The 13,909-nt window shown below is 30.8% G+C and carries 9 protein-coding genes; 6 read left to right on the top strand and 3 right to left on the bottom strand.

The window, feature by feature from the left end:
• Positions 1-37: 37 nt before the first annotated feature.
• The 3 genes from Q4586_RS05920 to Q4586_RS05910 are packed head-to-tail and all read left to right on the top strand — an operon-like array spanning position 38 to position 3,453.
• The gene (locus Q4586_RS05920) at positions 38-1,075 is read left to right on the top strand and encodes a Fe(3+) ABC transporter substrate-binding protein (RefSeq protein ID WP_303527278.1); all 1,038 of its coding nucleotides are present in this window, start codon (positions 38-40) and stop codon (positions 1,073-1,075) included.
• A 36-nt stretch (positions 1,076-1,111) separates the two neighbouring features.
• Complete coding sequence (locus Q4586_RS05915; RefSeq protein WP_303527275.1) at positions 1,112-2,728, top strand: ABC transporter permease; 1,617 nt, start codon at positions 1,112-1,114, stop codon at positions 2,726-2,728.
• Entirely contained in the window at positions 2,728-3,453 is a 726-nt protein-coding gene (locus Q4586_RS05910; RefSeq protein ID WP_303527272.1) for an ABC transporter ATP-binding protein, read from the top strand. The genes Q4586_RS05915 and Q4586_RS05910 overlap by 1 nt, the downstream gene beginning before the upstream one ends.
• Positions 3,454-3,501: 48 nt before the next feature.
• Here the strand turns inward: Q4586_RS05910 and Q4586_RS05905 are convergent, their stop codons facing one another.
• The 3 genes from Q4586_RS05905 to Q4586_RS05895 all read right to left on the bottom strand — a co-directional run bounded on the left by Q4586_RS05905 (position 3,502) and on the right by Q4586_RS05895 (position 7,269).
• Entirely contained in the window at positions 3,502-4,560 is a 1,059-nt protein-coding gene (locus Q4586_RS05905; protein WP_303527268.1) for an imelysin family protein, read from the bottom strand.
• A 1-nt stretch (position 4,561) separates the two neighbouring features.
• Entirely contained in the window at positions 4,562-5,959 is a 1,398-nt protein-coding gene (locus tag Q4586_RS05900; protein ID WP_303527266.1) for a di-heme oxidoreductase family protein, read from the bottom strand.
• Positions 5,960-6,042: 83 nt separating this feature from the next.
• Entirely contained in the window at positions 6,043-7,269 is a 1,227-nt protein-coding gene (locus tag Q4586_RS05895; RefSeq protein WP_303527264.1) for an imelysin family protein, read from the bottom strand.
• Between the two features lie 182 nt (positions 7,270-7,451).
• Here Q4586_RS05895 and guaB point away from each other — a divergent pair, with 182 nt between their 5' ends.
• The 3 genes from guaB to Q4586_RS05880 all read left to right on the top strand — a co-directional run bounded on the left by guaB (position 7,452) and on the right by Q4586_RS05880 (position 13,841).
• A complete protein-coding gene (gene guaB, locus Q4586_RS05890; protein ID WP_068705958.1) occupies positions 7,452-8,927 on the top strand; it encodes an IMP dehydrogenase in 1,476 nt (491 codons plus the stop codon).
• Positions 8,928-9,038: 111 nt separating this feature from the next.
• A complete protein-coding gene (locus tag Q4586_RS05885) occupies positions 9,039-10,895 on the top strand; it encodes a DNA topoisomerase IV subunit B (protein WP_303527260.1) in 1,857 nt (618 codons plus the stop codon).
• Between the two features lie 237 nt (positions 10,896-11,132).
• Positions 11,133-13,841 (top strand): DNA gyrase/topoisomerase IV subunit A, encoded by a 2,709-nt coding sequence (locus Q4586_RS05880; RefSeq protein ID WP_303527258.1) that lies wholly within the window; start codon positions 11,133-11,135, stop codon positions 13,839-13,841.
• Positions 13,842-13,909: the final 68 nt, after the last annotated feature.

The following is a 13,909-nucleotide window of genomic DNA, read 5'->3' as shown; positions in this document are numbered from 1 at the left end:
ATTTATAACACATATAATATTAAATTAAATAATCAGAATGAAAAAAATAATCACCATTTTAGTTTTAGCAGTAATTTTTACATCATGTAAAAATGAAGAAAAAAAGAAAGAAGAAAAAAAACAAGAGGTTGTAAATGTATACACACATCGTCATTATAAAGCAGATCAAGAATTATTTGCGAAATTTGAAAAAGAGACAGGCATAAAAGTAAATGTAGTGAACGCTAAAGCTGATGAGTTGATGCAAAAAATGACTGTTGAGGGAGAATTATCTCCAGCAGATGTTTTAATCACTGTAGATGCAGGTCGTTTAGTAAGAGCAAAAAATAAAGGATTATTGCAATCGGCAGAATCTGAATTTTTGAATAAAACAATTCCGACTCACTTAAAAGATGTAGATAATAATTGGTTTGCCTTAACAAAAAGAGCTCGTGTAATTGTTTACAATCCCGAAAAAGTAAAATCAGAAGAATTATCTACGTATGAAGCTTTAACAAATGATGAATGGAAAAATAGAGTATTAATCCGATCATCATCAAATATTTATAACCAGTCACTATTAGCTTCAATTATAGCAAATGTAGGGGAGGAAAATGCAACGAAATGGGCTAAAGGAATGGTTGCTAATATGGCACGTTCACCAAAGGGTAATGATAGAGATCAAATAAAAGCAGTAGTTGCCGGAGAAGGTGACGTAGCAGTAGTAAATACCTATTATATTGGTAAATTACTAAATTCTAAAAATCCTGAAGAAGTAAAAGCAGGAGAAGGCATAAAAATATTTTTCCCGAATCAAGCAAATCGCGGAACGCATATTAATGTAAGTGGAGCAGGGGTTGCTAAATATGCTCCAAACAAAGCAAATGCAATAAAGTTTATTGAGTTTTTAGCTAGTAAAGAAGCGCAAGAAATATTTGCAAAAGCTAATTATGAATATCCAGTAAATAAAGAAGTTGTTTCATCTGATTTATTAAAATCTTGGGGTAATTTTAAAGAAGATACCCTGTCTTTAACTAAATTAGGGGAAAATAATAAAAAAGCTGTTATCGTTTTTGATATAGCTCAATGGAAATAATCAATACTTTTGTTGTATTAATTTAGATGAATTTTAGTGATAAATAAATTACAAAACATACAAAGAGACACTAACAAATGGTCAATAATTTTATTGACCATTGTTTTGTTTATAGCAATTCCTGTTATTACTATTTTTATAAATTTATTTTACGGGCCAGGTGAAACATGGAATCATTTAGTAATCAATTTACTACCTAATTATTTATTAAATTCTCTTTGGTTAATATTAGGTACTAGTTTACTTACTTTATTTTTTGGCATTTCATCAGCTTATATTGTTTCTAGATATCATATTCCTTTACGAAAACAGTTAGAATGGTTATTAATTTTACCGTTGGCAATACCATCCTATATTACCGCCTACGCTTATGCAGGAATATTTGATTATGGAGGCGTGGTTGAAAAATTATTCAGCACTAAGGTAGATGTAATGAATCACTTGGGACTTGTTATTGTTTTAAGTGTTTCTCTATATCCATATGTGTATGTTGCCTCAAGGGCTTTTTTTTTAAATCAATCAAATAATATTATTGAAGCCTCAAAATTATTAGGAGCAAGCGAGTTAAAAACCTTTTTTAAATTAATATTACCGTTATCTCGACCAGCATTTGTAGGTGGACTTACGTTGGTTTTAATGGAGGTTTTAAATGATTATGGGGCAGCAAAATATTATGGAATAAATACCTTTACCACAGGTATATTTAGAGCATGGTTTTCTTTAGAAGAGCCAGAGACAGCAATTTATTTATCAGCGATATTGGTTGCTATTATTTTTTTAATTATTAGTTTAGAAAAATGGCAAAGAAGAAGAATTGGTTATGCAAATACGACCAAAAATCATCAAAAAATAAAAAGAGAAGAAGCTAAAGTGAATAAAAAAATGATATTATTTATCATTGCATTTATTCCTGTTTTATTTGGGTTTTTATTACCATTATTACAATTAATATACTGGGCTTTTTTAACTTATAAAGAGGTTTTTACGCAAAGTTTTATAACTATTTCTTTACAAAGTTTAGGGATTGCTGTAATTTCAGCACTTGCAACGGTAATTTTTGCACTGTTATTAATTTTTTTAACAAAATGGAATCGTCTTAATTTAGTTAAACCAATAGCAAAAATAGGAGTGTTAGGTTATGCCATTCCTGGAGCAGTAATAGCCGTGGGAGTTTTAATTCCCACACTTTTTATTGATAAAGGGCTAGTCCTATTTTTTAAAGAGGTATTTGATTATAAAATTAGTTTTATACTTAACGGAACTGTTTTAGCATTATTATATGCATATATAGTGCGTTATATGGCAGTGGCATATAACCCTATAGAAGCAAGTACTTTAAAATTTGGAAAATCATTATCAGAAGCGTCTAAATTATTAGGAAAAGGAAATTTATTTACATTTAAAAAGATTGAATTTCCTTTATTAAAACCTGCTATTTTGAGTGCTTTTATTCTGGTTTTTGTAGATGTTATGAAAGAATTGCCATTAACATTAATTTTAAAGCCATATGATATTAATACCTTGGCTGTAAAGGCATATGAATATGCAAGTGATGAGATGGTAGCAGAAGCATCATTACCTTCGTTATTTATAATTTTAACAGGAATTATTCCTATATTATTTTTAAATCGATTAATAGCTAAAGAAAAGTAATGAGTACAAAACTATTAGAAATACAAAACTTATATAAAACGTTTAACTCAGGTAAAGTAAAAGCGTTAAATAATGTTGGTTTTTCCTTAAAAAAAGGAAATATATTAGCTGTTGTAGGTGAAAGCGGAAGTGGTAAAACTACATTAATACGCTTAATTGCAGGTTTAGAAACTATAGATGAAGGAAAAATAGTAATAAATAGTAATATCGTTTCATCTAATTCTGTGTTTATTGAGCCGCAGCAAAGAAATATAGGAATGGTGTTTCAAGATTACGCGTTGTTTCCTCATTTTACAATTTATAAAAACATTGCTTACGGACTATCTAAACATGAAAATAAAGTAGAAAGAGTAGGAGAAGTATTAAAATTGGTAGGTTTATCTGGAATGGAGAAAAGATATCCACATGAATTATCTGGAGGTCAACAACAACGTATTGCTTTAGCAAGAGCATTAGCACCAAAACCAGCGCTTTTAATTTTAGACGAGCCTTTTAGTAATTTAGATGTTGTTATGCGAAATCAATTACGAAAGGATATTTTAAAAATTTTAAAAAAAACAACTACAACAGCTATTTTTGTAACGCATGATATTAATGACGCTTTAGAGGTGTCAGATGAAATAATTGTTTTAAAAAACGGTATTGTTTTACAACAAGGAAAAACTATTGAAATTTTTAATAGCCCCGAAAGTAGTTATGTGAAATTATTGTTTGATAACATATAACATCTTTTTTATCTAAAAGATGTTATATGTTGTTTAATTAAATCATTTTTAATCACCGTCATTATCGGTAAAAGTGACGGTTACAGATAATGTGCTGGCAACATCTGTTTTAATTAATATCAATAATTGTTTTACTTGGTCATAAAGTGTTTTAACCAATTCTTTTTTTGTATTAATAGCTGTTTTTAATGGTGTAGTGTTAAATTGTAAAATTGTATTCTCAATTGTTTTTATTTGGTTTTTTATTTTAGTGTTTAATGTTTGGTTTTTGGTGATAGCGCTAACTAAATCATCAATACCGTTGTTATTACCAAAATAAAGGTTTTTAATACCATTTATGTTACTATTTACAAGGGATAAAGAATTATTACTCATTTGAGCTTGTAAAATATTAGGATCAGCAATAGTTGTTTTTTCAATACCAGCAGGTTGTCCTATTTTATAGCTTTTAATATCTTCTAATAAAGCATACATTTGATTAACAATTTGATTTACGCTGCCATTTATACCAGTAGCATTATTTTCAATAAATGCATTTCTAAATGTATTCCATTTAGCATTAAATAGATTAGCTTTTGATGTTAAGTTTAAAGAAACAGTATTTAAATATTGTTTGCGTCTGCTGTTCGAAAAATTATTGATTGTTTCAGTAATATTATCTTTAAAAAGTAAGTATTCAATGGTAGCTAAACCTCTTAAATTTGTAGAAATAGCATTTATATTACTTTCTGTAATTTCTTTATTAGACGAAATATAATCTTCAATTCCATTTTTGTTGGCTACCCAGCTATAAAAAGAAGTTTGAATGTACGAAGTTTTAATTTCACCAATATTTAAAACTTCAATTAAAGAATAGTTTTTTGCTGCTACTTTCCAGTTATTTTTTGCAATTAAAAGGTTGTTTTCATTAGGTGTATTTGTGAAGTTTTGAATTGAAGTATTTAAAAGATCAATACTTTCAATAAAACCATTTGTGTAAGGGGTTTCAATATCGGATATAATATCAGCACGAAGTTTTTGAATATCAAAATCGGGTATAGTTTCTGTGTTACTATTACAAGTTATAAGTAATAGCGCTGTTATTGTTATTGCTATTTTTTTTATCATGTTATAATGAATTTATAAAGGCTAAAACAGCGGTTCTATCCTCTTTTATTAAGTTTTTGTATTTTTCTTTAGAATTTTTAGCCTCACCACCATGCCATAAAATGGCCTCCTCAATATTACGCGCTCTACCATCATGTAAAAAAAAAGTATGATTATTAACGTCATTAATTAACCCAATACCCCATAAAGGTTGTGTGCGCCATTCTTTACCTGTTGCTTTAAAATCAGGTCTGTTGTCAGCTAAGGCATCTCCCATATCATGTAGTAAAAAGTCACTAAAAGGTCTTATAGTAATATTCTGTAGTGTTTTATTTGCAGGGTAATTATTTGACGTTGTAAAAGTTTCAGTATGGCAACTGTTACACTTCATACTTTTAAAGAGTGATTTTCCCTTTAAAACAGTATCATTTTTATAGTTTCTTCTGATAGGGACAGAAAGAGATGAGGAGTAAATCATTATATCATGTAAAGCATCATCTGTTACTTCAGGAGCACCACCATTAGGGGCGTCTTTACAATCTTGTTGAGGGGATGGGCAATTTTGGTTAGGAAATAAAGAAGTAGTTAGCCCCATATCGCCACTAAAAGCCCCAGCTACTTGTTGTTTTAAGTTTGGTTGATTTGCTTTCCATCCAAAACGACCCAAAACTGTTTGTTGTTTTACAACATCCCAAACGTAATTTGCTTTTCCTGAAATACCATCATTATTACTATCAAATTCATCAGCATTTAATAAAATGTCAGCATTAGCTATTGCATCAACAAGTCCTAGGCCAATAACTTGTTGCCCCACTCTTGGCGATGTTAATACATTTTGTAATGATCCAAATTGTTCATTACTAATAGTGTAAATAGGTTTTCTTAGTTCATAGGTATTTCCATCAGCAAAAGCTCCTTTAATGGTTTCAAAACTTACAGACACTTTTGCTTCATTTGGCACACCTAAATTACTATGTTCTTGTATTTGATCTCCATAGCCAGCGACGGTATTAACACCACCATGTATACCTGTACCAGGATTACTTATTCTCATTAAAAATCCTGCTGAAAAATTTTGATTTTCATCTAAAGGTTTACCTCTACCGTCTTTGTTATGGCAAGCACTACAAGCTCTAGCATTAAAAGTAGGGCCTAAGCCGTCTCTAGCAGTAGTTGAAGCTGGTGAACTAACCCAATTTTGACGGAATAATGAATTTCCAACAAAAAACAAACGCCTGTCTAGTTCTTTTAAACCTGGAACAGGTTGATCAAAAGCATTTACCCCAAGTATTGTAGTTGTTAATTTTCCGGCAGACAGTTCTTCATTTGTTTCGTAACTAGGTATTAAGGTATACGTTTCTTTTTTATTACAAGAAAAAAATAAAAGAATTGTTAGAGAATAAAAAAGAGTTTTATTCATTTATATAGTTTTATAATTTATACAAAAACCAAACCACCTAATTAAATAGATAGTTTGGTTGATATTTTATTTATAATAAAGTTTTATACTTCAGAATCTATATTCTTACCAGTAATCGTTTTGCCAGCTTGTGCTAATTCAATACCTTGTTTTTCTAAAGAAGTTACAGCACTCATTACAGGTTTGTTATTATTATCAATAGTTTCACCTATTATTTGATAATCAAAAAATTGATTGTTAGCAATAACTTTAACCTTAGTCATAACAGTAGCTGCAGTAGTTTTTAAACTTACAGCTTCGGTAGTATTAACTAAAGTTAAAACATCTAATAGTGATGTACCCGAAATAACACTACCATCAACTTTTGTGTAACTACCATTAATAATATTATTGATAGATTTAGCGTTTAAGTAAATATCATTATGTGTATTGTCAGAGAAACAAGAATGTTCATCTTCTTGATCCTGATTTTTTACAGCAACTAACATTCTTTCACCAGCAAGTTCACCATTACTTAATTTAGCAGCACCAGTTAAAATTTTATCAATGGCATCATTTTTAGAAAGACTTAAAAATTCATTTCTATAAGCAGCACCGTTTTTCCAATTATTAGTTACAGTTTGCAAATCATCTACTAAAATTTCGGCAGCCAATTGTAAATACTGTTTTCTTCTGCTAGCATTTGTATCAGTAGTATAATCTGTGTACATACGTTGTCCAGCTTTTTTTTCAGCAGGGGTAGTAGTGTCTTGTCCCCATAATAAAAATTCGATAGCATGATAGCCCATGGTTACATTTGATTCATTTTCACCATATCCCGATAAATTTTTTAAAACATCTTTAGTTAAAGTTGGGTATTTATCTGTATTATTAACTAAGTTTTGTCTAGTGTCTGAAACCTCTTGACCTCCAGTACCATCAGCAACATAATCAATTAATGCCTCATCTAAAGGCCAAGCATTTAAATTACCTTCAATTTCACCAAAAGCTACTCCATCAATAGGGCCGTCGTAAAAACGGTATGCTTCGGTTTGTCCATAAGGCTCACGTGAAGCTAGCCAAGCATCTTTTGCAGCTTGAAATTTATTTGCATCTGGAGCAGCTACAAAAGCATCAATTGCAGTTTTTAACTCTTTCGTTTTTGCTAAAGCATCATTATAGTTTGCGGCTACAATATTTACATAATTAGTTACAAATTTAGTTTTTGCAGCTGTTATTTCAGTTTCAGGATTAATATCTGTGTTGTTGTCTGAGCAACCAATAAAGACCGAAGATGTTATCAATAATGATAAACCTAATATTTTTTTCATTTTAATTTATTTAGATTAATTTTAAATAGTTTTGCAAATTTATATTAGTTTTGAAACTATGCAAGTTTTATTTAGATTAATTTTAAATAAAAAAATACCTTAACTTTAAATTAAAATATGATTTGAATTATTTATAGTATATTTGCACGTAATTAATTAACAACACACAAAATTAATTGCACATGCAAGCTCACCAATCAAAAATTGTAGGCGAAGGTTTAACGTATGATGACGTTTTACTAGTACCAGCTTATTCTGAAGTACTTCCAAGAGAAGTTTCTATTCAAACAAAATTTACCAAAAATATAACAATCAATGTTCCTATTGTATCAGCAGCAATGGATACAGTTACCGAATCTGCAATGGCAATAGCAATGGCTAGAGAGGGAGGAATTGGTGTTTTACATAAAAATATGACCATTGAGCAACAAGCTCAAGAAGTTCGTAAAGTAAAACGTGCAGAGAGCGGTATGATTATCGATCCCGTAACTTTACCATTAACAGCAATAGTATTAGACGCTAAAATGTTAATGAAGGAACATAGTATTGGTGGTATTCCGATTGTTGATGAAAAAGGTACCTTAGTAGGAATTGTTACCAATCGTGATTTACGTTTTGAAAAAAATAACGAACGCCCAATTATTGAAGTAATGACAGCTGATAATTTAGTTACAGTTGCAGAAGGTACTTCATTAAAAGATGCTGAGGTAATTTTGCAACAAAACAAAATAGAAAAGTTACCTGTTGTTAATAATGATGATAAGCTAGTAGGTTTAATTACTTTTAGAGATATAACAAAGTTAACACAAAAGCCAACCGCTAATAAAGATACTTACGGACGTTTACGTGTTGCAGCAGCATTAGGAGTAACAGCTGATGCTGTTGATAGAGCAGCAGCTTTAGTAAATGCAGGCGTAGATGCAGTAATTATTGATACAGCCCATGGGCACACAAAAGGTGTAGTTGCGGTTTTAAAAAATGTTAAAGAAAAGTTTCCTAAATTAGATGTAATTGTAGGTAATATAGCAACACCAGAAGCAGCAAAATATTTAGTAGAGGCAGGAGCAGATGCTGTAAAAGTTGGTATCGGACCAGGCTCAATTTGTACAACTCGTGTAGTTGCAGGTGTAGGTTTTCCTCAGTTTTCAGCAGTATTAGAAGTTGCTGCAGCTATTAAAGGATCTGGTGTTCCGGTTATTGCTGATGGAGGAATCCGTTATACAGGTGATATTCCTAAAGCAATTGCCGCAGGAGCTGATTGTGTAATGTTAGGTTCATTACTAGCAGGAACAAAAGAAAGCCCAGGAGAAACAATTATTTTCGAAGGAAGAAAGTTTAAATCATATAGAGGAATGGGATCTGTTGAAGCAATGAAACAAGGTTCTAAAGATCGTTATTTTCAAGATGTTGAAGATGATATCAAAAAATTAGTACCAGAAGGTATTGTAGGTCGTGTACCTTATAAAGGTGAATTAGTAGAAAGTATTCATCAATTTGTAGGAGGTTTACGTGCAGGTATGGGATATTGTGGGGCTAAAGATGTTGAAACACTTAAAAATACTGGTAAATTTGTACGAATTACTGCAAGCGGAATTAATGAAAGTCATCCGCATGATGTTGCAATTACTAAAGAAGCACCAAATTATAGTAGAAGATAATTTACTGATAAACATTATATTTGAAACTCTGTTAATAACTAAATTAACAGAGTTTTTTATTTTTACATAGTAAATACTATTTTAGCTGAGACTTCAATTTCCTTAAACTTTATGGCTCAAGAAACAAAATATACCGAAGATAATATACGCTCGCTCGATTGGAAAGAACATATTCGAATGCGTCCAGGAATGTATATTGGAAAGTTAGGAGATGGTACCTCACCAGATGATGGAATTTATATTTTGGTAAAAGAGGTTTTAGATAACTCTATTGACGAATTTGTAATGGGTACAGGAAAAACGATTGAGGTTTCTGTGCAAGGCGAAAAAGTAATTGTAAGAGATTATGGTCGTGGTATTCCGTTAGGTAAAGTAGTAGATGTTGTATCTAAAATGAATACAGGTGGTAAGTATGATTCTCGTGCCTTTAAAAAATCGGTAGGATTAAACGGGGTAGGAACAAAAGCAGTAAACGCTTTGTCTACTTTTTTTAGAGTAGAGTCTACTCGTGATGGAAAATCAGCATCTGCAGAATTTGAAAAAGGTGAGTTAGTTAATCAAGATTTACTAGAAGAAACTTCGCGAAGAAGAGGAACCAAAGTTACCTTTATTGCCGATAACTCAATCTTTAAAAATTATAAATACCGTCCTGAATATATTATTCGATTATTAAAGAATTATGTATACTTAAATCCGGGGTTGACAATTGTTTTTAATGGCGAAAAATTTCACTCTAAAAACGGATTAAAAGATTTATTAGAAGATAACAATAATCAAGATGATATGTTGTATCCAATAATACATTTACGAGGAGATGATATTGAAGTTGCCATTACACATAGTAAAACACAATATTCAGAGGAATACCATTCGTTTGTAAACGGGCAACACACTACGCAAGGAGGTACACATCAAGCAGCATTTAGAGAAGCAATAGTTAAAACCATCCGTGAGTTTTATGGTAAAAACTTTGATGCTTCTGACGTTCGTAAATCAATAATTTCGGCAATTGCAATTAAAATAATGGAACCCGTTTTTGAAAGTCAAACAAAAACAAAGTTAGGTTCTACCGAAATGGGAGGTGATTTACCAACAGTTCGTACTTATATTAACGATTTTATAAAAACAAAACTTGATAATTTTTTACACAAAAATGTAGAAATTGCTGATAAACTTCAGAAAAAAATCATTCAAGCAGAAAAAGAAAGAAAAGAACTTTCGGGTATTCGAAAACTTGCAAAAGACAGAGCAAAGAAAGCAAGTTTGCACAATAAAAAATTACGTGATTGTCGTATTCATTTAGGCGATATTAAAAAAGAAAATCATTTAGATACTACGTTGTTTATTACCGAGGGGGATTCGGCTTCTGGTTCTATTACAAAATCACGAAACGTAAACACTCAAGCAGTTTTTAGCTTAAAAGGAAAGCCGCTAAATTCTTACGGGCTAAGTAAAAAAATAGTATACGAAAACGAAGAATTTAATTTATTACAAGCCGCTTTAAATATTGAAGACGGATTAGAAGATTTGCGGTATAATAATATTGTAATAGCTACCGATGCCGATGTAGATGGTATGCATATTCGTTTATTATTAATTACTTTCTTTTTACAGTTTTTTCCTGAAGTAATAAAAGAAAGGCATTTGTATATTTTAGAAACGCCGTTATTTAGAGTTCGAAATAAAAAAGAAACGATATACTGTTATTCTGAAGATGAAAAACGAGCAGCGATTGATAAGTTAAGAGGAAAACCAGAAATAACGCGATTTAAAGGATTGGGTGAGATTTCGCCAAATGAGTTTGTGCATTTCATTGGTGATGATATTCGTTTAGATCCTGTAATGTTAGATAAAGAAATGTCGATAGAGCAAATGCTAGAATTTTATATGGGAAAAAACACCCCTGATAGACAAAAATTTATCATTGAAAATTTAAAAGTAGAGTTAGATGCAATTGAAGAAGTGTAAAAAGAACGTTTTAGTTATCTAAAAAAGAAAATGAATAAAGAACGAAGAGTAAGAATATACTTAATAATAGCTTTTACAATCTTTTTTATTAATTTATTAAATGTTGATGTAGCAAATTTAAGCTGGGAAAGTAATAGTAAACATTATATAAACATGCTAGTAGCGGCATTAGTTTTTACGACCATTTTTATCCTTAATAAAAAAAACAATAACTCTTAAAAGAATCCCCACTGTTAAATGAGTGAAGAAAATAATAATTACGAACACGACGAAGAATTAAATCAACCAATTGAAAATACAGAAACGATAACCAAAGTTACCGGAATGTATAAAGAATGGTTTTTAGATTACGCTTCGTATGTAATTTTAGAAAGAGCTGTTCCGTCGTTAGAAGACGGTTTAAAACCGGTACAACGTAGAATAATGCATTCTATGAAAGACCTTGATGATGGGCGTTACAATAAAGTAGCTAATATTGTAGGGCATACCATGCAGTACCACCCGCATGGAGATGCTTCTATTGCCGATGCGATGGTGCAAATTGGTCAGAAAGAATTACTGATTGATATGCAAGGTAACTGGGGAAATATCTTAACAGGAGATAGGGCGGCAGCATCAAGATATATTGAAGCACGTTTATCAAAATTTGCCTTAGATGTTGTTTTTAATCCAAAAACCACCGAATGGAAACAATCGTATGATGGTAGAAGAAAAGAACCGATAGATTTACCCGTAAAATTTCCTTTATTACTAGCACAAGGTGCAGAGGGAATTGCAGTAGGTTTATCAACCAAAATATTACCGCACAATTTTAATGAATTAATTGATGCTTCTATAAAATATTTAAAAGGAAGAAGCTTTACCATAGTCCCTGATTTTTTAACAGGCGGAATTGCAGATTTTACCAATTATAATGATGGTAAACGAGGAGGGAAGGTTCGAGTGCGTGCAAAAATATCTCAATTAGATAAAAAAACATTAGTCATTACCGAGGTGCCGTTTGGTACTACAACTTCGTCATTAATAGATAGTATTTTAAAAGCAAATGATAAAGGTAAAATCCGTATTAAAAAAATAGAAGACAATACGGCTGCAAATGTTGAAATTTTAGTGCATTTACCACCAAATGTATCGCCAGATAAAACAATTGATGCTTTATATGCATTTACAAATTGTGAAAATTCTATTTCGCCTTTATGCTGTACAATTCAAAATAACACGCCTGTTTTTTTAGGAGTATCAGAATTGTTAAAACACTCAACCGATTTAACAGTTAATTTATTAAAAAGAGAACTTGAAATTCAATTAAATGAATTACAAGAACAATGGCATTTTGCATCATTAGAGCGAATTTTTATTGAGAATAGAATTTATCGTGATATTGAAGAGGTTGATACTTGGCAAGGGGTTATTGAAGCTATTGATGCAGGTTTACAACCACATATAAAACATTTAAAACGTGCCATTACTGAAGAAGATATTGTTCGATTAACAGAAATTAGAATAAAAAAAATATCAAAGTTTGATATTGATAAAGCAAAGCAGTTTATTGAAAGCTTAGAAGATAAAATAGCAGTAGTTAAAAATCATTTAGCTAATTTAATCGAATTTGCAATCGATTATTTTAAAGACTTAAAAACGAAATACGGGAAGGGAAAAGAACGTAAAACTGAAATTAGAATATTTGATGATATTGTAGCTACAAAAGTAGTAATGCGTAATACCAAACTGTATGTAAACAGAGAAGAAGGGTTTATAGGGACTTCACTAAAAAAAGACGAATATGTTACCGATTGTGCAGATATTGATGATGTAATTGTTTTTAGAGATAATGGATCAATGATGGTTACCAAAGTAGCCTCTAAAACCTTTGTAGGTAAAGGAATTATTCATTTAGCTATTTTTAAGAAAAAAGATAAACGTACCGTTTTTAATATGATTTATATAGATGGGGCTAAAGGACCATCGTATATGAAGCGATTTAATGTTACCTCGGTTACTAGAGATAAAGAATACCTGTTAGCAAATAACAATCCAAAATCAAAAGTATTATATTTCACAGCAAACCCTAATGGAGAAGCTGAGGTTGTAACTGTAAATTTACGAGCAGTTGGAAGTGTAAAAAAACTAAAATGGGATATTGATTTTGCAGATTTATCTGTAAAAGGTCGTAGTGTACGAGGTAATTTAGTTAGCAAATACAGTGTAAAAAAAATAGATTTTAAAGAAGCAGGAGTATCAACATTAAAACCACGTAAAATTTGGTTTGATGATGCCGTACAGCGTTTAAATGTTGATGGTAGAGGTGAATTACTTGGCGAGTTTAAAGCAGAAGATAAAATTTTAATAGCTACACAATCAGGTAAAATTAAAGCAGTATCTCCAGACTTATCAATGCATTTTGATAATGATATGATTGTGTTGGAAAAATGGAAACCTAAAAAACCGATTTCAGCAATTTATTTTGATGGAGAAAAAGAACGTTACTATGTAAAGCGTTTTTTAATTGAAACAGTTGATAAAGAAGAAATTTTTGTTTCTGAAAGTGAAAAATCGAAATTAGAAATCATAGCTACTGATTACAGGCCAATGGCTGAGGTTATCTTTTCAAAGCGTAGTTTGGATAAGTTAACAGTAAACTTTGAAGATTTTATCGCTATAAAAGGTATTAAAGCACAAGGTAACCAGTTAACTACAGATAAAATTCGAACGGTGAATTTATTAGATTCTTTACCTTACGATGAGCTTGAAAAAGAAAAGGTTGAAGAAATTGAAGTAAAAGAAGAAGAGGAGATTGTAGAAAATAGTTTGCCGCTTGATATTGAAGAAGTGTCTCAAAAAGAGTTTATAAACTCAAAAGAAGATAAAGCAAAAAAAGCTTTAGCAAGAGCACTTCAGAAAAAGAAGCAAGCGAAAGAAGATGATAGTCAAGAAAGCTTATTTTAAATGAAAATAATAGGCTGTAAATATCTATTACAAGCAGTAAACCCTAACTTCTTGGTTTAAGAAGTTTG

Origin of the sequence: Tenacibaculum soleae (assembly GCF_030549005.1) — a bacterium.
Classification (GTDB): Bacteria; Bacteroidota; Bacteroidia; order Flavobacteriales; family Flavobacteriaceae; genus Polaribacter; species Polaribacter soleae.
This window is presented reverse-complemented; position numbering and strand designations above follow the sequence as displayed.

What these genes read in the sequence shown, in the direction of transcription:
- Q4586_RS05905 (WP_303527268.1), bottom strand. Translation starts at nt 4,560, where the DNA reads ATGATAAAAAAAATAGCAATAACAATAACAGCGCTATTACTTATAACT.
- guaB (WP_068705958.1), top strand. Translation starts at nt 7,452, where the DNA reads ATGCAAGCTCACCAATCAAAAATTGTAGGCGAAGGTTTAACGTATGAT.
- Q4586_RS05910 (WP_303527272.1), top strand. Translation starts at nt 2,728, where the DNA reads ATGAGTACAAAACTATTAGAAATACAAAACTTATATAAAACGTTTAAC.
- Q4586_RS05880 (WP_303527258.1), top strand. Translation starts at nt 11,133, where the DNA reads ATGAGTGAAGAAAATAATAATTACGAACACGACGAAGAATTAAATCAA.
- Q4586_RS05920 (WP_303527278.1), top strand. Translation starts at nt 38, where the DNA reads ATGAAAAAAATAATCACCATTTTAGTTTTAGCAGTAATTTTTACATCA.
- Q4586_RS05900 (WP_303527266.1), bottom strand. Translation starts at nt 5,959, where the DNA reads ATGAATAAAACTCTTTTTTATTCTCTAACAATTCTTTTATTTTTTTCT.
- Q4586_RS05885 (WP_303527260.1), top strand. Translation starts at nt 9,039, where the DNA reads ATGGCTCAAGAAACAAAATATACCGAAGATAATATACGCTCGCTCGAT.
- Q4586_RS05895 (WP_303527264.1), bottom strand. Translation starts at nt 7,269, where the DNA reads ATGAAAAAAATATTAGGTTTATCATTATTGATAACATCTTCGGTCTTT.